At 47.6% G+C, this 19,709-nt stretch carries 15 protein-coding genes; 7 read left to right on the forward strand and 8 right to left on the reverse strand.

Annotation, left to right across the window (positions count from 1 at the left end; all coding sequences use genetic code 11):
* Nucleotides 1-230: 230 nt before the first annotated feature.
* Both L4D19_RS04190 and rarD read left to right on the forward strand, forming a co-directional pair.
* The gene (locus L4D19_RS04190) at nucleotides 231-2,096 is read left to right on the forward strand and encodes a methyl-accepting chemotaxis protein (protein WP_428451406.1); all 1,866 of its coding nucleotides are present in this window, start codon (nucleotides 231-233) and stop codon (nucleotides 2,094-2,096) included.
* Between the two features lie 25 nt (nucleotides 2,097-2,121).
* On the forward strand, nucleotides 2,122-3,015 hold the full coding sequence (gene rarD, locus L4D19_RS04195; RefSeq protein WP_428451337.1) for an EamA family transporter RarD: 894 nt from the start codon (nucleotides 2,122-2,124) through the stop codon (nucleotides 3,013-3,015).
* Nucleotides 3,016-3,076: 61 nt separating this feature from the next.
* Here rarD and L4D19_RS04200 read toward each other — a convergent pair whose 3' ends face one another.
* The 4 genes from L4D19_RS04200 to L4D19_RS04215 all read right to left on the reverse strand — a co-directional run bounded on the left by L4D19_RS04200 (nucleotide 3,077) and on the right by L4D19_RS04215 (nucleotide 6,835).
* Entirely contained in the window at nucleotides 3,077-4,240 is a 1,164-nt protein-coding gene (locus L4D19_RS04200; RefSeq protein WP_428451338.1) for a glutathionylspermidine synthase family protein, read from the reverse strand.
* Between the two features lie 663 nt (nucleotides 4,241-4,903).
* Nucleotides 4,904-5,578 (reverse strand): ChrR family anti-sigma-E factor, encoded by a 675-nt coding sequence (locus L4D19_RS04205; RefSeq protein ID WP_428451339.1) that lies wholly within the window; start codon nucleotides 5,576-5,578, stop codon nucleotides 4,904-4,906.
* Entirely contained in the window at nucleotides 5,571-6,188 is a 618-nt protein-coding gene (locus L4D19_RS04210; protein WP_428451340.1) for a sigma-70 family RNA polymerase sigma factor, read from the reverse strand. The genes L4D19_RS04205 and L4D19_RS04210 overlap by 8 nt, the downstream gene beginning before the upstream one ends.
* A gap of 32 nt (nucleotides 6,189-6,220) precedes the next feature.
* Entirely contained in the window at nucleotides 6,221-6,835 is a 615-nt protein-coding gene (locus L4D19_RS04215) for a hypothetical protein (RefSeq protein ID WP_428451341.1), read from the reverse strand.
* 188 nt (nucleotides 6,836-7,023) lie between these two features.
* Between L4D19_RS04215 and L4D19_RS04220 the strand changes: the two genes are divergently transcribed.
* Nucleotides 7,024-8,367 carry a DUF4397 domain-containing protein gene (locus tag L4D19_RS04220; protein WP_428451342.1) on the forward strand — a complete coding sequence of 448 codons (1,344 nt, stop codon included), beginning with the start codon at nucleotides 7,024-7,026 and terminating at the stop codon, nucleotides 8,365-8,367.
* Between the two features lie 163 nt (nucleotides 8,368-8,530).
* Here the strand turns inward: L4D19_RS04220 and L4D19_RS04225 are convergent, their stop codons facing one another.
* Nucleotides 8,531-9,790 (reverse strand): sensor histidine kinase, encoded by a 1,260-nt coding sequence (locus L4D19_RS04225; protein ID WP_428451343.1) that lies wholly within the window; start codon nucleotides 9,788-9,790, stop codon nucleotides 8,531-8,533.
* 5 nt (nucleotides 9,791-9,795) lie between these two features.
* Nucleotides 9,796-10,476 carry a response regulator transcription factor gene (locus L4D19_RS04230; protein WP_428451344.1) on the reverse strand — a complete coding sequence of 227 codons (681 nt, stop codon included), beginning with the start codon at nucleotides 10,474-10,476 and terminating at the stop codon, nucleotides 9,796-9,798.
* Between the two features lie 143 nt (nucleotides 10,477-10,619).
* Between L4D19_RS04230 and L4D19_RS04235 the strand changes: the two genes are divergently transcribed.
* The 3 genes from L4D19_RS04235 (at nucleotide 10,620) to L4D19_RS04245 (ending at nucleotide 14,868) form a co-directional block, all read left to right on the forward strand.
* Nucleotides 10,620-11,414, forward strand: coding sequence for an efflux RND transporter periplasmic adaptor subunit (locus tag L4D19_RS04235; protein ID WP_428451345.1), 795 nt, complete (start codon nucleotides 10,620-10,622; stop codon nucleotides 11,412-11,414).
* Between the two features lie 11 nt (nucleotides 11,415-11,425).
* On the forward strand, nucleotides 11,426-14,494 hold the full coding sequence (locus L4D19_RS04240; protein WP_428451346.1) for an efflux RND transporter permease subunit: 3,069 nt from the start codon (nucleotides 11,426-11,428) through the stop codon (nucleotides 14,492-14,494).
* 113 nt (nucleotides 14,495-14,607) lie between these two features.
* Nucleotides 14,608-14,868 (forward strand): hypothetical protein, encoded by a 261-nt coding sequence (locus tag L4D19_RS04245; protein WP_428451347.1) that lies wholly within the window; start codon nucleotides 14,608-14,610, stop codon nucleotides 14,866-14,868.
* A 111-nt stretch (nucleotides 14,869-14,979) separates the two neighbouring features.
* On the opposite strand, the gene L4D19_RS04250 is transcribed toward L4D19_RS04245, so the two are convergent.
* Together L4D19_RS04250 and L4D19_RS04255 are read right to left on the reverse strand one after the other, a co-directional pair.
* Nucleotides 14,980-16,887 carry a methyl-accepting chemotaxis protein gene (locus tag L4D19_RS04250; RefSeq protein ID WP_428451348.1) on the reverse strand — a complete coding sequence of 636 codons (1,908 nt, stop codon included), beginning with the start codon at nucleotides 16,885-16,887 and terminating at the stop codon, nucleotides 14,980-14,982.
* A gap of 534 nt (nucleotides 16,888-17,421) precedes the next feature.
* Entirely contained in the window at nucleotides 17,422-18,033 is a 612-nt protein-coding gene (locus L4D19_RS04255; protein WP_428451349.1) for a TetR/AcrR family transcriptional regulator, read from the reverse strand.
* A gap of 108 nt (nucleotides 18,034-18,141) precedes the next feature.
* Here L4D19_RS04255 and L4D19_RS04260 point away from each other — a divergent pair, with 108 nt between their 5' ends.
* Nucleotides 18,142-19,305, forward strand: a complete 1,164-nt coding sequence (locus L4D19_RS04260) for an MBL fold metallo-hydrolase (protein ID WP_428451350.1) — start codon at nucleotides 18,142-18,144, stop codon at nucleotides 19,303-19,305.
* The last annotated feature ends 404 nt before the right edge of the window (nucleotides 19,306-19,709 follow it).

Raw genomic sequence — 19,709 nt, forward strand, 5'->3', positions numbered from 1 at the left:
CGGCATTGGTATTGGGCTATTACTCTGTTTTTCATCTTCCGATGTAAAAGAGAGTAGTTATCTTATTGTATTTATGTTTGCTGTTTTTAGCATAGGTATTCTCCTGCTTAGGCATTATTACCAACATATATTGATATGGTCAGACTCTCGCTCAAACAATGTGGTTAAATTTCCTAGGTAATAATCTAGAAATATATAAACAATAACAGTTAAGAATTGATACTATGAAAATTAAATTTCAGCACAAGGTGGTTTTTATATCATCCGTTATTGTGTTTGTTGCTCTGTCAGTTTTATCTCTTCAACAATACCGACAGGTAAAGTCACAAGTCGAGCCGTTAATTCATCAGAGCATTGCGGAAATAGTAAATGGTGTGAAAGCGACTGTAGACAATGAAATTGTATCGAAATCGCAATTGGCGACCTATACCGCTCAAATGATTGAAGACGAAGTTTCTACCGGACATATTGCCAGCGTTATCAACAAGCCTATCGCTAAGAATGCCTTTTCTCTGATTGGTATGGGTTTTGAAGCCGATGGACGGATACAGAGTAACGATATTAATTGGCAACCGGGCAGTACGTACGATCCGAGATCTCGTCCATGGTACCGACGGGCCAAAAATGAAGGTAAAACTATTATCACGGCTCCTTATATGGGGGATACGGGGAGTATTTTAGTGTCGATTGCCACCCCTGTTTATAATGAGGGGCAGTTTGAGGCTGCTATTTTTTACGATCTGAACTTGGACCTTCTTTCTGACACTATCAATCAGATTTCATTATTTGATGCCGGGTACATCTTCATGGTGAATAAGGATGGGACGATTGTATCTCATCCGGATCAGAAACTGGTTGGCAAGAACCTGAGCGCTTTCATTGGTGATCATGGTATCAGCGAAAACTACAAACTCATTGATTATAAAGGTAAGCCGACCTATATCGATTTTACTCCTATTGATAGTCAAGACTGGTATATCGGTGTCATTCTTGATTACGAAAAAGCTTACTCATCGATTATTCAGCTGCGCTCGTCGTCAATGGTGATGACCGTTTCTTTTGTCTTTATTGCCGTTCTCGCACTGATTTTTGTACTTAGGTACTTTATGCGTCCATTGGGGGTATTAAACGAGGCAATGAAAGATGTGGCTTCCGGACAGGGTGATCTGACTCACCGCTTAGATACCAATACAGATATCGAGTTTTCCGAGCTGGCCCAGAACTTTAATGCTTTCACTGGCAAGTTACAGCACCTTATTCAAGAAACTAAGCTTCTCGGCGCTGAAATTGGTGCTGATGCTGAAGTTACGACTCAGGGCGCCACGCTGACCGCGACGGACATTACCAATCAACTCGCGGAAGTCGAGCAGCTGGCGACGGCTATGAATGAGATGGCTTCGACGTCTTCAGATGTTGCCGGTAATGCACAAGGGGCTGCTGCTGCCGCTCAGGAGGCGGACAAGGCGGCGGAAGATGGTGTGAGTGTTGTATCTCATACAACCGATGCTATCAGTACTTTGGCTAAGCAAATAGATGAGACGGTTGTTGTTGTTCAGGATTTAGAAAGTGCAACGGGTAATATTGAGTCGATTCTTTCGGTGATTAATGAGATAGCCGACCAAACCAACTTACTGGCACTGAATGCCGCAATAGAGGCTGCTCGTGCCGGTGACTCAGGACGCGGTTTTGCCGTTGTGGCGGATGAAGTCCGGACATTGGCGCAGCGTACCCAACAGTCGACTACAGAAATACATAGCATGATTGCCCAGCTTCAGTCCGGGGCTCGCTCGGCTACCAGCGTGATGGAAAAAAGCAAAATGTTGACCGATGAGGCCGTGTCGAAGGCATTGGAAGCCGGAGATTCACTCCACCAAATTAAGCAGTCCATTATTCAGATCTCTGACATGAACTTGCAAATTGCTTCGGCGGCTGAAGAGCAAAGTTTGGTCGCTGAAGAAATCAATAACAATACGATCAAGATAAAAGATCTGTCCCAGCAAGTGTCGGATCGGGCTCATGAATCATCATTGCAAATGAATGAACAGGTCTCGAAAGTTCATCAGCAAGAAACCTTGCTGAACAAATTTATTGTTTGATGATCTCAATGGCAGGATGGGTATTATGTTTGCTCGAGTAAACGGTAATGTGATCGCGACTATCGCGTTTGTATTATGGGGGTTGTTACCTCTGTACTTTCAGTTTACACCTCAGGCGGATACGAATGAGTTGATTGCAATGAGAATCATCTTCTCGGTGCCGTTAATGTTACTGATTCTAAAGTGCCTGAAGATACCCAGCCTGACTTTTTTCAACGCGATGAAGAACAAGCGGTCACTGTGCCTGTGTTTTATCGCCGGAATTCTGAATTGTGTTTCACTCTATGCCTTTACCTGGGCAATAACCAATGATCAGGTCTTGGCAGCAAGTCTCGGGTATTTTATCAATCCGCTGTTTTCTATTGCTTTTGGTGTGTTGTTTCTGAAAGACAGACTCACCTGGGCGCAGAAAGCGGCGGTGATCCTTGCTGTTTGCGGTATTGGCTATCAGGTCTACTTCTATGGTGAATTGCCTTGGTTGTCACTGGTGATGGGCAGCTTTTTTGCGCTTTATGGCCTAATCAAGAAATATATCCGGTTCGACTCGCTGACCTCGATGTCCGTTGAAGTGACATTATTAATGCCGTTTGCGCTGGGTTATATATTGTTTGGCTTCATGGATGGGAGTTCGACAGTACTGGCGGGTGATATGACCACTTTCTGGCTTTATGCCGGTGCTGCGCCTGTGACCTTGTTGCCGTTGGTATTTTTTGCCCTGGCGGTGGAACGAACGACGTTGACTATGATTGGCCTGACCCAGTATATCGAGCCCAGCTTGCAGTTTGTATTGGCAGTATTCATTTTTGGCGAAGTGCTGGATCAGGTGAAAGTCGTTAGTTTCGGGTTTATCTGGATCGGGCTTATACTCTGCACCGTAGAGGCACTGGTATTTTCCAGGGTATCCATGCGACGGGTCTAGGGGATTCGGAGGAGCGCCGAATCACATATGATTCGGCACTGTCTGATTTGTGATTTTGGGGCTACAAAATTACATGCGGTAGATAGCGTGACATGTCTTGGGTAACCCGCGAGGTATCTTCACGGATTGAGATCCCGCCGGCTTTGTCATCAATCAGCCAGCTGCCAATCAGGGTGTAATAGTCGCCAAACTTTGGCAGCGGGTGATAGGCTTGGTAGATCACGCCTTCATCGCCGTAGGGGCCTTCGGTTCGCAGAGTCTGTCGTCCTGCCTGCACGATTTCTATGTTGGCTCCTTCTCGGGCAAAAATCGGTTTGATGACATAGTCTTGCAGGTTGCCGAGCTTGCGGTCATCGGGAAAATAGGCGGGCAACAGGTTGGGGTGACCTTCAAATTTTTGCCACAGCATTGGCAGCAACGCCTTGTTGCTCAGGATCGATTTCCACATCGGCTCCAGCCAGTTGACGTTGGCCCCAGCCAGTTTGTTGCCGTATTCCTCGCGAAACATAAACTCCCACGGGTAGAGCTTGAACATCCAGCGGATCGGCCTGTCTTTCAGATCGGTAAACTCGCCTCTGCCGTTCAGGCCAATATCTTCAACATGCACAAAGGCAGTCGAGAGCCCGGCTTCTTTGGCACAGTCTTCCATGTATTGCACGGTGCCGCGGTCTTCTTCTGTATCTTTGCAGCAGGAAAAATGCAGGGTCTGGCCTGGCTGGCGGCTGGCCAGTTCCTGAAAGCGCCCCATCAATAGCTCCTGGAGCAGGTTGAACTGATCGGCATCGCGCCTTATCGAGCCGTTTTTTACCAGATCTTCCAGCCATAACCATTGCCAAAAGCCGGTTTCGTAGAGAGAGGTCGGCGTATCGGCATTGTTTTCATAAAGCTTGGCGTGCCCCTTGCCGTCGTAGGCAAAATCAAGCCGAGAGTAGAGCGAGGGCTCCTTTCGTTGCCAGGAGTCGAGGACGTTCTGCCACATAGACTCGGGAATTTGAAATCGTTGCAGCCAGTACTCATCCCGGACGACGGTATCGACTATCTCGAGGCACATCTGGTGAATTTCTTCCGTGGGATCTTCCAGATCCCGTTCGATCTGTTTGAGCGTAAACTGATAGTAGGCGGTTTCGTCCCAGTAGGGCTGATCGTACATGCTATGAAAGCCGAAGCCATATTCTTTGGCAAGCGTCCGCCAATGTGGTCGCTCTTTACTTTCAATTCGGAGCATGTTTTATCCTTATACTGCTGTTTTATAACAATAACCCCGAGTGTACATGGCTTGATAGCCGTTGGCAGCAGCTGAGGTAGCAGTTTTGGAACAGAGTCTGGTTAGACTGCAGTAGAAGAAGGCCTCTTCAATAGGTTGGTTAGTGATGGAGGGAAGAGGCCTTTTGTACCAATAGCGGACGCTAGCTCGCGTAATAGTTCGGTACTAACATCCCGAAGGAATGCAAGATCCAGTGTATGGGAGAGGTTTAGAGTAAAAAACCTAATTGACTACATTCTAATCAACGTAATGATGTATACCCAAACTACCTCAAGATGCAGGATTCAGAGTGAGACCAGCGTGTTCAGTTCAAGGAAAATAGCGGTAGGAATGGTAGCCCTTTCAACGTTATTTGACACAGAAATGGGCACGCTGGCTCACTCCCAAAGGGCGAGTTCCAGTTCTTTTAAATAGATAGGGGCTTCTATGCGTTGTTACCGATTATCAATTTAGAACCACTAGATTTTTAAATCGCTGCCTAGCCTACAAGCCAAGTAATTCTCGCTGAAATGAGCATCTTGAGGTTGCTTGGGTATAGTAGTTTATAAGCATCAGCTGCCAGTTCTGGGTGAACTGGCAACTGAGAAGGAGGCTAAGTAAACCACAGCGGGCAGGCGGTACCTGCTAGCGGAAGAACAGCTGGCTAAACGGGTTGAGCAAAGTTGCAAGCCCGGTTGTGAAGTGCAGCGGTGCATCGAGAAGCGTCAGGCAGAGGCAGTCCTGATCCGCCCGGGTTTTGGGTGCATGCCGGTGTTCTGAGGTCTGGACGATAAAGTCACCGGGTTTGTAGGTGGCGTGCTCGTCCATAAATTCGCCTGCAAGCACTAGGGTGATCTCAAGCCCTTGATGCGTATGCTGCGGCAGGGCGCTATTACAATCCATGTAGATGAAGTTCATCTTGCTGTGACCGCCGGTAGCGACATGGGCACGTTTAATGTTGCCGGGTAGACGGCTCCAGGGGCCAATTTGCTCATCGTGCTGCTGTAGAGCCCGAGGTAGCATGAACTGCTTGCTGTTAATTTCAATGTGCGCCTTTGTGGCGTCTGCAACTTCGCCCCGTGGTTGATCCGGGTGGCACAAAATAGTATCAAGCAGATCGTTGAGTTCTTCAGATAATGGCTCCGATGGCACTAACGCCATTTTCTGTGCCTGGGCATCTTCAAGCTCGGCAACACGGGCGCGACAATGGCTGCATAGCTCCAAATGGGCGCTCAGCATGATGCTTGTTGCCGGTTCTAGATCGCCAGCCGCATAGCATGTCAATATGTCATCGTTTGGGTGAAAACGGATATCAGTCATCCAATGCCTCCTTCATTTTCTGTAGTGCTAACCGAAGCCGGCTTTTTATGGTACCTAGTGGTACGCCTAATGCGTCAGCTACATCCTGATGTGACGCTCCTTGTAAACAGATAAGCCTGACAACTTCTGCCTGGGCAGGAGGGAGAGTGTCGACGAGCTCCTTAAGCTCGCGAGTAACAATGGCATGAAACTCTTTGGGAAGACGATCGGGATCCTGCTCCTCGCTGAGTGTCGGCCAGAGATCATCTCCCTGAATCCAGTCATTCTGATGCTTGGATTTACGTAGCAAATCGAATTTGACGTTACGGGCAACAGAATAGATCCAGGTTAGCGCTGCACCTTTGGATTCGTCATAGAGGTGAGCTTTTAACCAGATCTTGAGCATGGTTTCCTGGACGACTTCCATAGCCATTGCATCATCCCTCAACTGTTTACGCGAAAAGTTGAGTAACTTGGGAGCGAGCATAACAAACAGCTTTTCGTAACTCTGTTTACATCGCAAGTTAGCAATATTGAACAACAGTGATGCCACATCAATAGCGGGTGATTCTTCGTTGAGCATAGGCTCCTTGATCTTCTCGGAGTGAGTACATCGACTGATTTTTATCATCGTTCTACTGCAAGCATGGGATCGATATCTGACTAACGCAATAACTCGGCATAAAGATCACTTTGGCGGATCATTTTTTTGAGATAACGAAGGCTGGAGTTTGGCCCCGGTTGCTTCAGCAGTCTTTGCTTGGTGTGAACAGGCAGGGGCAGTACTTCCAACCAACGCCAGCAAAGCCAGCATGGATCCTCGTAGTCGGTACGCCCGGGATCATTCGCTGGCCCTTGGTGAGCGCATTCTTTTTGCCACTGCCGGAGCTGAACCACAAGCCGGTCTGTGGTACTAAGCTTATGGCTGCAATGCCACAAAGGGAACAAACTGGCAGAGAGATAGCGGCCGGGAGTTTTATTCTGTTCGGCATCAACGGCTCCCCACTGAGGGAGATCAAGAGAGACCTGAACCTGGTCTCCGGAGAGCCAGTCAACACAATCGATACTGGCGAATGTCACTATGTCTCCTGCTTTGTCTGCGACTTCGCCGTTGCTGTCTTGCATTACAATCCATATTCCTCCTGCGCGAGTTGCCTCGAGGATCATTTGGCTAAACAGCGCCCCACTGCCACTGATTTGTTGTTTAGTTAGCGGCAGCAGGTGCTCGGTCGTAGTCAGAACAGGCAGAATATATGAATGATACGGTCTCTTCGGCACAGGCATCTCCAGATTATCTTTTTAATTAACTACGCAGCAATTGAGCGATTAGATGACTGCAATAAAAAATGCTGTTAAATGACTAACCTAGCATCTAAATCCAGAATTTTGTCTGGCTTTTATGATCGAATGATTCACCTTGTTCGTAATTATTCCCGACCAACAATGAACAGGAAGAGGGTATTCGAATGAAAGCCAATTCGTTAGCGTTAGTGTTAGGTTCGGCATTTTTATTATCGGGTTGTTTGCTTGAAGATGAGCCCCAGTTACGCGTGACTCACGCCAGTAGCGATGCACCACTGGTTGCAATCACGCTAAACGGCAAAGTGGTTGGCGGGCTGGAAGAAGTGGATTATCAGGTAGCAAGCGGATTTTTGAATCTTGAGGAAGGTACTTACAACGTCGGTGTCGAGGCATTGCTTCCCGGCGATGAGAAAGTCGAGGTTATTGGGGCTAATCTAGACTTTGCGCCAGATATGCAATACGACGTTATTGCGCTTAACAATGCAGCGGCTATTGAAGCCGTCGTGCTGAGTCGTGAGAGCATTGGGCCGGGAGCGGGTGAAATACGTATCGATGTTCTGCATGCACACCCTGATGTACCAGGTGTAGATATCTACCTGACGACGGAAGAGAGTATCGACGGATCACAACCTGCAGTTGGCGGATTGGAGTTCAAGGTTGACGATATGACGTTGCCTGTCACTGTTGAAGCCAAACCCTATCGAATCCGGGTAACTCTGGCTGGCGAGAAAGATGTCGTATTCGATAGTGGCGATCTAGAACTGGCGGGGGGCAGTGACTTGATGATCACGGCAGTACCGAATGTGTATGGTGGTGCAGTTTCGCCAGTAAACCTTTTGGTCGCTGACGGGCAGGGTATAACAGTCCTGCGAAACAAAGAAGAAAAAGCAGCTGTGAGGGTGGTACATGCTGTTGATGATGCCCCCGAGGTAGATGTACTGGCTTCTGATGAGCCAGTTGATGGTCTCACTCTGATTGCTTTTAGGGAGTTCCGTAGTCTGGATCTTGCCGCAGACACTTACGATTTGAGTGTGGCTGCATCAATTGATAACAGCCTCGTTGTTATCGAAGCGCCGGACACCAGTTTTGAAGCGGGCACTACGACCAGTATTTATGCTGTTGGTAAGTTGAACAGTATTACTGATTCAACTATCGAACCACTGGTTATTCCAGAAGATCTGCGCTCTGTCGCCCTCTATAGCAAGGTACGGGTGGTACATGCCAGCCCTACAGCCGGTGACTTAGGCTTGGTTGATATTCACGCCTCGGCAGATGGTGTATTTGATGAGACAACGGCTGTCCTCAAAGGGGTTGATTTCAAGGACACCGCCACATTAAACGTGCCAGCAGGTACTTACTTTCTGGCAGTGATCCTAGCCAGCGATGATACCTTCACGCCAGCTGTCGAGGCTATGGCCATGGTTGAGGATGGCGGTGTCTACTCGGTGGTTGCCACGGATGACTTCGCCGGTGGCTTGGTACTGAATGTCGATAATTCCGCACCCTAGGCGGCAGAATAAATAGTTTGAAGTGTTATCTGTTTGAGCCAACCTTTGCCAGCCGTTAAGGCTGGCTTTTTTCTAACTATCGACTTGCTTCGGCAACTGTTATAACAACGCTGCCTGTTTTTCGCCCTTGCTCGTCATAGGTATCAGATATTTAGCATACGGTTTAGCTTGGGTTGATCAGTAAGCGTAATGTTGCTGAGCACCCCCGCTCCGAGTTTGACTTTAGTTCAAAGCCCCAGCCATAGCTTTGGCAAAGACGTTTGACAATGAGAAGCCCCAGGCCGTGTTCGGTTTCGGTGCTGCCAGTCAGGCCGCACCCGGTATCGGTCACGCTGATGGTGTGGTTATCAATATGGATGGTGATCTGTCCCTGCCGGGTAAAGCGAATAGCATTATTAACCAGGTTTTTGAGGATCATTGCCAGCACCGGCTCGGGCAGATTGAGCTGGGTTTCGGGTTTTAGTGCAAGGTTTAGTTCTACGCCGTCTTTGAGTTTGGCGCGGAATTTATCCAGTGCTATCTCATTTTCATTGACGACTCTCATGGCGCCCGCTTCGCTGGCATTTTCTTGTTTCACTATATTCAGCAAAACCTCAACGGTTGCATGCATGTTGGTGGCCGCGACGAGAATGCGGTCCCGTTGCTTGGCCTGAAACTCCGGGTCGTCCTTCATTCCCTGGAGGTTAGCGGCACCAAGTACAATGGCGATGGGGGTTTTTAGCTCGTGGCTGGCATATTTGGCGAACATTAGCTCCTGTCTGGCGAGGCGCTCTTTCATTTGCTTGTATTCGTTCAAGTGCTTGGTGAGGGTTTGCAACTCGTCAATCGAACGCTCGGACACTGAAAACTCATCATTATGATTGTGTTGTAACTGGTGGCTAAGTTCGGTGACCGGGGACATTAACCCATCGAACATCCGTTGTAGGGAGTAGCGCAAGAACGTAATTAGAAAAATCATTAGCGCGAATGATATCAGCATTGGTACGTGCCAGCTGTCATCGCCAAATTCGATAGCCCGCGCGTCAATCGTCAGATAGAGCGGCGTTTCTTTTCCTTGAATATCGGTGAAATTTGAATGGAAAACGACAAAACCATCCTCGAAATACGAACGATGCCGGGTGATGCCATTTTCCGTGAAAGGCATGAGTTCTTTAACTCTTTCTGGCAGCGCACTTTCGTTGTAGTAGGCGCTTACATGCGGACTGAGCTGGGCGAAATCATCTTGTATCAGGGTGTAGTGTTCTGTGGCAATGTGTTCGAAGGACGCCAAATGCAGACCTATTTGGTTATCTTCATTGATCACCAAATACATAGAGAAAGGAAAAAAGACCAGAAAGGAAGAAGTCAGAGCGATCGCAGAGAAAATGAAAAGTAATCTCGCTTTGACGTGCTTAATCGTGTTGCCGTGAAAGGACTTGAACATCTTGATTATTCTTCCAGTCGAAAGCCAAATTTCGGCACTGTGACCAACATGGCTTTGTCGAATGGCTTATCCAGTACGTTTCGAAGTAAATAGATATGACCGCGCAGGAGATCTTTATCAGGGGAATCATCGCCCCAGATGGCATGGATGAGAGTTTCGCGTGAGACAACTTCAGGCGCTGCTTTGATGAGCATGGTTAGAATTTGGTACATCACTGGGGTGACGGTTAACTCGATATTCTCACGGGTGATCCGGTGCGAGTTTTGGTCGATTTTCAAGTTGCCGAACTGAATGATAGAGCTGGCGACTTCTCCGCGATAACGCTTGATAATGGCACCTAGGCGAACTTCCAGTTCCTGAAAATCAAAGGGCTTGGTTACAAAGTCATCGATACCGCTTTGATAGCCGTTGAGCAAATCTTCTTTGCCGTTCAGGGCTGTTAGCATCAGGATAGGCGTCGTACATCCTTGTTCCCGGAGTTCTCTGGCAACCTGCAAACCGTCTTTTTTGGGCATCATCACGTCAAGAATAATGGCGTCGAACTCGTTTTCGAGCGCGAGCTTGAGGCCTCGTTCTCCATTGGCGGCAAAATCAACTTCTGCCCCTTTCACTTCCAGGAAGTCAGCCAGAATACCTTGCAACTCGTCATTATCTTCAACGATTAATATCTGTTTGTTGGTCAGCATGTTGCCTCGGGAGTCAATGTTTTCAGGTATCTGTTTTCTATGGTAGCAACTTTTTGTCGAAATTTTGTCAATCCCCGTTATTGACAAAAACTCGACATTCTCGCCTTCAAACTTTATCCAATAGACAATTGAGGGCTATTGCCATGAAACATAACCTGGTTGCAATGGGGTTAATCGGAGCCTTGCTATCAACCTCTTCGTTTGCGGTTGAGCTTATCGGCCATACCAGAAGTAAAAACATGACCAATGTGGTCTCTGAAGTTAGCGGTACGGTTGAAGTATCAGAGTTTGAGACCGGGGCTTTAGTGTCGGTTGGCAGTGTGCTTGCCAACATTAAGGCACAGGACTTTGAACTTGAGATCCGCAAGCAAGAAGCCAACCTTGCTTTGGTTGAGGCCGATTTGACCATCAAACAGTCTCTCTATAGCCGGTATCGAGAGCTGAGAAACAAAAACAGCCTTTCACAGAATGAGCTTGATATTGCGGCGGCAGACTTGGATGCAGCTAAGGCGACAGTAGCATTGGCTCAAATCGAACTGCAGAAAGCCCGATTGGATTTAGGGTACACCCGGATCAGTGCCGACATGAATGGCTATATTGTTAACCGCTCTGTTGAAGACGGTGCCTGGGTTAACCAGGGCGACTTGCTGTACCAGGTCGTCAATATTGATGTACTGAACGTACGCTTGTTAGCCAGCGAATATGACATCGGAAAACTCCGTGTAGGGCAGGAGATTGAAATCTGGACAGAAGCGAATCCCGAACTGAAAGTCCGCTCTTCAATTAAGCGTATTGGTGTGGAACTTGATCCGGCTACTTTTGCGTACCCTGTCGAGGTGGAAATCAACAACCCCGATCACCGGTTCAAGCCAGGGATGTCGATCCATGCATCGACAATATCGTCTGACAACCTTACCGCTTCTAACTCTCAACCTTAAAGGTCAGGATCATGCAGGGATTTATTGCCTATTTTGCTCGCAGGAGTTTTCTCGCCCGCATCTTGACGGTGATGGTATTAATGGTCGGTCTGGCCTCTTTGAGTATGTTGAAGCTCCAGGAGCTACCCGATATTGCTTTTGAAGAAGTGGAGATCACAACCCAATATCCGGGGGCGACGGCGCAGGATATTGAGCTGAACATTACCAACCAAATTGAAAAAGAGCTTAAGTCCGTTCAGGGGATTAGGAAATATACGTCGCAGTCAACGGAAGGCCTTTCTTATATCTCCATAGAGGTGGATGAAGCCGCTGATATCACCAAAGTGCTGCGGGATATTCAGCAAGCGGTGGATCGCGTTAAGAGTTTACCCAAGGATATTACCAATCCGCCAGTTGTCGAACAGCGCAGCACATCCTCGTTCGAAGTGCTGACGTTTGGCGTCAGCCATGACGGGGATTATGCCAGTCTGCAGCCTTATGCACGAACGCTGGAAAAGTCGTTAAAAGGTCTTACCGGTGTGGGTAGCGTGATCATGACGGGCTTTAGCGAGAGAGAGTTCTGGATTGAAGTGGATCCTGAAAAGGTCAGCCGTTACCAATTGACCTTTGATGATGTAATTAATGCGGTGAACAGCCGTAACCTGTCGCTGTCTGGCGGAGTGGTGGAATCCTGGGACAGCGAACAGCGCATTGTCACCATGACGCAAATTCAGTCGGTCGAAGAGTTGGGGCAACTGGTGATCAAAGTATTGCCAACCGGAGGTCTGGTTCGCCTGTCAGATATTGCCACGATGACTGATACCTTCGAGAAAGCAACCGAAAAAGCGGTGATCAACGGCCAGTCAGCAATTTTGTTCAGTGTGACGAATGGTGCCGGTGCTGACATTATCGCCACGGTTAATAGCATCAAAGCGCTGATCAATGCCGAGCAGCAGCGTTTAGGTGATCAGTATCGCTTTGAATTTGGTTTGAATCTGGCCGATGACATGAGCGACAAGTTCTCGATAGTCTCGATCAACGGGGGGATCGGGTTGTTATTGGTACTCTTGGTGCTGAGCTTGATCCTAAAACGACAGGTGGCTTTTTGGGTCTCGGTATCTATTCCATTTTGCGTCTTGGGGGTGATGGCCGTATTGCCTGCTTTGGGCATGAATCTCGATAGCATTACCTTGTCTGCACTGCTATTGGTGATCGGCATTATTGTGGACGATTCCGTGATTATTGCCGAGAGTATTTATCAGGAGAAAGAAAAGGGTAAAAGGGCACTGGAAGCCGCCATTGACGGAACCCGCAAGGTGATAAAGCCGATTATGGCAAGCCTGACAACCACTGCCCTGGTGTTTATTCCGATGTTCTTTATTCCCGGTACCATGGGCAAGGCGGTCATTGTGATCCCGTTAACGGTGCTTGCCGCGCTGCTGTTCTCTTTGACGGAATGCACATTTACCCTGCCTGCACATTTGGCCAACTCACTGAAGGAAACTAAGCAGGAAGTGTCTTGTCGCGAACTTCGCCCTGATCGCTTCCAGACCGTTATATCGGCATACACTCGGTTACTGTCACGCTGCCTGAATTATAAAAAGAGCGTGTTGCTGGTGGCAATGCTGATGCTGGGTATCAGCGGTTGGCTGGCAACGACACTGAAGCTGGATATTTTCCCGTCTGAGGCAGCAAAATATATTGAGGTTTATACCGAGGTAACGCCGGGGACACCTCTGGAAGATGTCAAAGCAGCACATTTCCAGCTTGAGCAGGCTATTGAAGCATTATCAGAAAATGAATTGGTGAGCTATCAGCTGACCTATAGTAGCCCTGCGACATCGGGGTTGATTGTGTTATCGAGTTTTGAGCAGCGTGAACGCAGTGCCGAAGAGATCCTTGTTGAGTTAAATCAACAGCTAGAGACTGTGGATGAGCTGTCTTTCGTCAAGCTGTCGATTGATGCCGGTGGCCCTCCTCCGGGCGAGCCGGTTGAAGTACGGGTGCTAGGTGGTAACCAATCACAGCGTGAAGAAGCCGTGGTGCTGGTAACAGACTGGCTTAACCAGCAATCAGGTCTGAACAAGGTGACTAACAGCGAAGCCTTGAAAGATCCTCAGTTACAAATTGTTCCTCAGTATGAATGGTTGGCTCGTTATAATCTGACCGTCTCTGATCTGGCAACGACGCTGCGAATTGCCTTTGAAGGCGAGACGGTAACATCAACCTGGTTGGGTGATCAGGAAGTTGATATGCGTGTTCTCATGGATGCGGAATACCGGAACATTCAACGTCTGAGTACAACGAAGATCTATACGGCAAACGGTGCGCAGGTACCACTCAGCCGATTGGCGAAAGTCGAGCGAATTGACGTTCCGCGTCAGATCCAGCACTACAATGGCGAACGTCAGGTTATCGTAACGGCGCAAATTACAGATCAGGCGCTGACGCCAAATATGATTAGCCAAACGCTAACACAGGCTCTTGAAGGTAAAATGCCAGCCTCAGTAAAGCTTGAAATCGGTGGTGAGGCCGAGAGTACCAATGAAACCATGAGTGGCTTCGTTGTTGCCTTTCCGGCGGCCATTATTGGTATTTATTTCGTTCTGGCAGTGATGTTCGGTTCATTGTTACAGCCAATGCTGGTGATGGCGGTGATCCCGTTTGCCATTGTCTCTTCATTGATGGCACTGTTTGTCCACATGCAGCCATTGTCACTGTTTGCGCTGATAGGGGTTCTCGGCATGACCGGGGTGGTGGTGAATAACTCCCTGGTGTTGATTAACCGAATCAATGAGCTGAGAGAAGAGGGGATGGCTGTACTGGATGCGATAGTCGACGCTTCTGCTAGCCGTTTGCGGCCGATAGTGCTGACGTCAATGACAACGGTTGTTGGGTTGCTTCCTCTGGCGTATGGAATTGGCGGGACTGATGTCTATATGGGGCCTATGTCGCTCACACTAGGTTATGGCTTGTTGTTTTCACTGCCAGTCGTATTGATAGTTATCCCGTGTTTGTATCTGACGTTTTTTAGCCGAGAAATGAAGTCAGATGACATAGAGGAAAGCCAACAAATGAGAACCGAGTCTACATTTGCGTAAAACCGATATGGTATTCATTGCCTATAGATTGCGAGATACTGACTTTAACTTATTGATCTCAAAATATTAGTTGCTAGGTAATGAAGAGTGCGAAAAAGCACCGAGGTTTGATAATGACGCAATATAAGAAAAAGAAGTTATTCGCAATGGCCATGAATGCCATTGTAATGCTGGTTAGTTTTGTCCTAATGGAATTGAACATATTGGGCATAATTCCGATGATAGTGATGGCCTGTTGTACCATTGCTATTTTCGGCAACGCGATGTTCTACTTTTTCAATTACGATGAGGACGCGGCGGATCTGAGTGAAATCGGTAAGACGGTTGCGAAATCCGGCGTCGATGGCATGGCGGAATTACGAAACAAGAAGTAGCTATCGGCTGTTTTGAGCATTGTTCTGTCGCTTGTTAAGCCTGCCCGAATAAAACTCAGCCCCCCCACGATACTGGGGGGCTTTTCTATATCTGAGAGATATAGTCAGGTATTAAAACTTAAACTGACTGACCAGGCCGGAGAGGTGATCGGCTTTTTGTTTTAGCTGGTGGCAGTCTCTTGCGGTCTGCTCAACCATGGCATCACTTTGGCGTGCGATTTCTGCAATGCTGGTGACATGGGGAGAGATCTCATTAATCACACTCGACTGCTGGCTGGTGGCAGAAGCGATTTGCATGTTGATGGCATTCATCTCGCTGACGTTGGTAGAAATTGCCGTGAGTTGCTGCTCAGAGTGAGACGCTTCTGTCTGACAGTTTTTGCCCAGCTCAGCACTGGTTGCTATTGCATTGACCACCGCATCGGTGCGTTTTTGCAGCTTATCAATAATAATGCGGATCTCTTCTGTCGAGCTCTGGCTTCTGGAGGCCAGGGTTCTGACTTCGTCGGCAACAACAGCAAAGCCGCGCCCCTGCTCGCCGGCTCGTGCGGCCTCTATGGCAGCATTGAGCGCCAATAGGTTGGTTTGTTCTGAGACACCGCTAATCACATCAAGTACGGTATCGATGGAATTAGCATCCTGAGCAAGCTGGGCTACGACCTCGTCGGTGTCGCTCAGCTGCTTGTTCATGTTGTCGACGCTTTCATAGGTGGCTGTAACTGACTGGTGGCCTGTCGTAATCGCCTCGGAAGCTGAAGCAGCACTGGTGGCAGCACCGTCGGCACTTTGGGCGATCTCGTCTGAACTGGCTCCCATTTCGTGTATTGCGGTGGCAACTTGTTCAATCTTGCTGGTTTGATGCTTGATTTCCTGTTCCATTGAGCGGGCAAGCTGGTCAACATTCTCAATCGATGCTGAAATTTCTTTTCCGGTATCAGATACACTCTGAAGCAGTTGACTCAGATACTGAACGAACTGGTTATATCCCCGGGCAATTTGGCCGACTTCGTCATGGCGTGAATCATCGAGCCGCTGGGTTAAATCGCCACCTCCTTTGCCAATATTTTCCAGTAGCTGGGCAACATGAACAAAGGGCGAAAGCAGTCGATTGATCGACCAGGCAGACAGAGGAATAAAGATGGCGGCAATCACCAGTCCCATAACAATCATGTTGAAGCTAAAGCTACTGAGGTAGGCCAATACTTCGTGTCTCGGCACCTGGGTGATCAGCGTCCAGCCTATGCCCGGCAGCGCTTTGCCACCAATAATCTGCGGGCTACCGGCAATGTCCATCTCGCGGACGGTGGATTTCTCGGTACCCAGCAAGGCACTAAAGTCGTGTATTCCCAATGTAGACAGAGATTGTCCAACCAGCTGTTTTTGCGGGTGTACTTTGATAATGCCCTGATCATCGACCAGAAAGACAATACCGCTATCACCGATACGAAATTGGCTTATAAGCTCGGTCACCTTGTCGAGGGTAAGTCCGATACCGGCAACACCAATACGTCGTCCATTGTTCATGACCGCGTAGTTAACGAACATGGTTGGAATACCTGTGGCACCCTCGGTATCAATTGACAGTTCGAACGGCTTGTTAGATTTCATAAACTGGTGAAACCACTGATCGCCAGGGGTGGTATCACTCATGGTTTTTAAAATGCCTGCCGGCGTATAGTAGGTATAGTCGTCGGCGGAAATAAAATAAGAGGTGATAGCATTAAATTCTGTTCTAACGTCGGAAAGGTATGTGGCTATTTCTTGTTTTGAGGTGTCGCTGGAGTAGTGAATAAACAAAGGGGATAAGGCGAGTACTTGTGAAGCAGTGACGGGGACATTGAGTTGAGCATTTAAATCATTGCTTACTTCACCTAACACTGCGGGTAATTCGCGCTGGAACGTTTTGTCGATAAGAATGTTCCAGCTTGAATTAAAGGAATACGCACCCATCGCAGTGATGATCACTAAAGCTGCAGTTACTGTAGCTAGTATTGCCTTGTTTCTAATTGTGAGCTTCAAGCTTACACTCCTTATGATGACCTGGTTGAATGGCTATTTCTTAAGAAAGCTATAGGTAGGGTCTTAAGAGATAACGATATAGGTTAGAGGTATGAGTTTTCATTGATGATCAGGGGGATAGCAGTAATGCTAAATCCGATCATGGAGTCGATGACAACTGAGTCTGTAATGCCAAGTGAGCATTTATTCAATATCGGTTTTGTGCCGAGGATACAGTACGTAACTCCCATGGTCTGGGAGCATATCTACATATTTGTCAAAATAAGTTGAAGGCAGATCAAATATTCGTAGATATATAAATTGCCATATACCCATATATTATATAGGGGTATGTTTTTTGTAATTAAGAATTATATTGATTGCTCAGCTGTGAATATTTATTGAAAGCTTTTACTTTACTCGTACCCAATGAAAATTTTCGAAATATGAGTTAATTGTTTCGAGTTTGTTCGGTTGTGCATTTTTCCAGTAAGTGTTGCTTTTTTTATAAAATAACCAGCTCATTGCTGAACTGGTTATATATAAATAGGCGGGTTATTCGTCTTTGAGGTAGGCACTAAGAAACTGCGCCACGGCCATTTCGATCGCAATTTCACGTTCTTGCTGGCTGGCAGGGGGCAGGTGAACAAGAATCTGTGGCCAGAAGATTGTGGATTTCAGGGCCGCGGTAAACTGTTCTGCTGCAACTTCCGGATACTCGATATCAAGTTTTCCTGCTGCATTTCCTTCTTCGATCCATTTCGTCAGCCCATGCTGGCCTTCTAGGTTTTGTACCTTTTCCAACATGAGTGTGGCGGAATCACTTGAGCGCATACATTCAGATAGCACCATTCTGGCTAGCGAGATGAAGTGTGGACAACATAGGATCTCAACTTTTTTATGCGCCATAGCAGTTAGCTGGGCTTTGACTGACAACTCGGGGTTGAAAGGGATCTGGCTAACCACACTGACATTGGATAGCAAGCGCTCAATAATGGCGCTAAATAGACTTTCCTTGGTTGGGTAGTACTTGTAGAGCGTACGTTTAGAGACTTCGGCCTTTTTCGAAATGGCTTCCATACTCGCCTGCTCCAGTCCTTTTTCAGTGAAAATATCAATTGCAGCAAGAATAATATTTTCTTGTTTTATTTCAGCGACTTTAACCATTTCAGCACCATTGATGAATAAAAAAGTAAACGAGTGTGTTTACTTTTACACGATTCCCGTTAAGATTAAAAGTATACACCATCGTTTACTTTTGAGGCTAGCGAAGCAATGAATACAACATTAAAAGCATCTATGGTCGCTGTGCTGGCAGCGCTTGGAATTGCTGTCAGTGGTAGCGACAAGGTTGATGTCGACGCTGTGCGAAGTGAAGATCTTAGACAGGAGCGCATCGCGAGCTCGCCTCAGTTTATCGATGGTAAAGTGGTTTCTCACCTGCCAAAGGTTAGCGCCGAAGAAGGCATGCTAAAAACCATGTGGAAGTTTTTCATGCAGCGTGACCGGTACAAACCATCCGAGCGTCTTCAGTTTCAGGCGGTCGATACCCACTTGCTTGCTAAACCGAGCCAGTCGCTCAGGGTAACCTGGCTGGGACATTCCTCATTGTTTGTTGAGGTCGACAATACCCGTTTGTTGATTGATCCGGTATTCGACTATGCAGCGCCTTCTTTTTTTGCCCGGTGGTTTGAACGAAACGTTGATGCGCCGGTCAGCCGAGAAGATCTGCCGGTTCCTGATGTGATCCTGATTTCTCATGATCATTATGATCATTTGGAAGAGAGCACAGCGCGATACTATGCCAACACGGATGTGAAATTCTTTGTGCCGCTCGGAGTGGGCCGCCATCTTGAAAAGTGGGGCGTGAAAGCGGCCAATATTCAAGAGTTCGACTGGTGGGAAAGCCAGCAGTTTAATAGCGTGACCATTACTTCGGCACCAGCCAACCACAATTCAGGTCGCGGGCTGTTTGATTCGAACAAAACCTTGTGGTCCTCATGGGCGATTCAGGCTAATGCCGGAAGTGTGTTCTACAGTGGTGACTCGGCCTACGGCGAGCATTTCAAAGAAATCGGCGAGCGCCTAGGCCCGTTTGATTTGTCATTTATCGAAGTGGCTGCCAATGTGAAGAACGGCAAAGGTTACCCGGTCGAGGGCTGGGGCCATATGCAGGCCGCCCATACGATGCAGGCTCACCTGGATGTCAGGGCCGAAAAGCTCTTCCCGGTGCATTGGTCTACTTATGAGCTGTTCCTTCATCGCTGGGATGAGCCTGTGAATGACTTGATTGCCGAGTCAGAGGTCCATAATACGGAGCTGGTTACGCCTTTGGTCGGTGAATCGCTGGATTTCTCACAACCTGTACGTACCACTTACTGGTGGCAAGACAGCCTGGAGTGGCTGGATTATTCGCAGTTGGCACAAGCTCAGCCTTAAATTATGGGTACACAAAACAGTGCCTGATACTTTCAGGCGCTATTTTGTCTTTGTTCTTGTAGCTTCTTGATAAACGTTCAATATTAGCGAAGTTTCCACTACCCCTCTTCATAAATGAAATTGCCTTTACACCTGGTTTGTTACTTTCGAGCAGGAGCTGGTTACCGCTTCTATGGTATTGCTCAATTTTTTCGTTTAATCAGCTTGTGATAATAGAGGCTATCGTTAGATTATTTGGTCTAATATCATGATTAATAATAACTACTAGATACAGCTTGAACACTGGTTTGACCTATTAACCTAAATTTTTAGTGGTTATATACTAGGGAGGTTGAGGTTGTAGAGGTCTTAAAGTAATTAGTCTCAATCAGAGAAAATATTCAACAGCTCAATGAGAAAGTCCT

The organism is Photobacterium kasasachensis, assembly GCF_050336885.1.
Classification (GTDB): Bacteria; Pseudomonadota; Gammaproteobacteria; order Enterobacterales; family Vibrionaceae; genus Photobacterium; species Photobacterium kasasachensis.

What these genes read in the sequence shown, in the direction of transcription:
- L4D19_RS04235 (WP_428451345.1), top strand. Translation starts at nt 10,620, where the DNA reads ATGAAACATAACCTGGTTGCAATGGGGTTAATCGGAGCCTTGCTATCA.
- L4D19_RS04230 (WP_428451344.1), bottom strand. Translation starts at nt 10,476, where the DNA reads ATGCTGACCAACAAACAGATATTAATCGTTGAAGATAATGACGAGTTG.
- L4D19_RS04200 (WP_428451338.1), bottom strand. Translation starts at nt 4,240, where the DNA reads ATGCTCCGAATTGAAAGTAAAGAGCGACCACATTGGCGGACGCTTGCC.
- L4D19_RS04225 (WP_428451343.1), bottom strand. Translation starts at nt 9,790, where the DNA reads ATGTTCAAGTCCTTTCACGGCAACACGATTAAGCACGTCAAAGCGAGA.
- L4D19_RS04240 (WP_428451346.1), top strand. Translation starts at nt 11,426, where the DNA reads ATGCAGGGATTTATTGCCTATTTTGCTCGCAGGAGTTTTCTCGCCCGC.
- L4D19_RS04260 (WP_428451350.1), top strand. Translation starts at nt 18,142, where the DNA reads ATGAATACAACATTAAAAGCATCTATGGTCGCTGTGCTGGCAGCGCTT.
- rarD (WP_428451337.1), top strand. Translation starts at nt 2,122, where the DNA reads ATGTTTGCTCGAGTAAACGGTAATGTGATCGCGACTATCGCGTTTGTA.
- L4D19_RS04210 (WP_428451340.1), bottom strand. Translation starts at nt 6,188, where the DNA reads ATGATAAAAATCAGTCGATGTACTCACTCCGAGAAGATCAAGGAGCCT.
- L4D19_RS04245 (WP_428451347.1), top strand. Translation starts at nt 14,608, where the DNA reads ATGACGCAATATAAGAAAAAGAAGTTATTCGCAATGGCCATGAATGCC.
- L4D19_RS04205 (WP_428451339.1), bottom strand. Translation starts at nt 5,578, where the DNA reads ATGACTGATATCCGTTTTCACCCAAACGATGACATATTGACATGCTAT.
- L4D19_RS04220 (WP_428451342.1), top strand. Translation starts at nt 7,024, where the DNA reads ATGAAAGCCAATTCGTTAGCGTTAGTGTTAGGTTCGGCATTTTTATTA.
- L4D19_RS04255 (WP_428451349.1), bottom strand. Translation starts at nt 18,033, where the DNA reads ATGGTTAAAGTCGCTGAAATAAAACAAGAAAATATTATTCTTGCTGCA.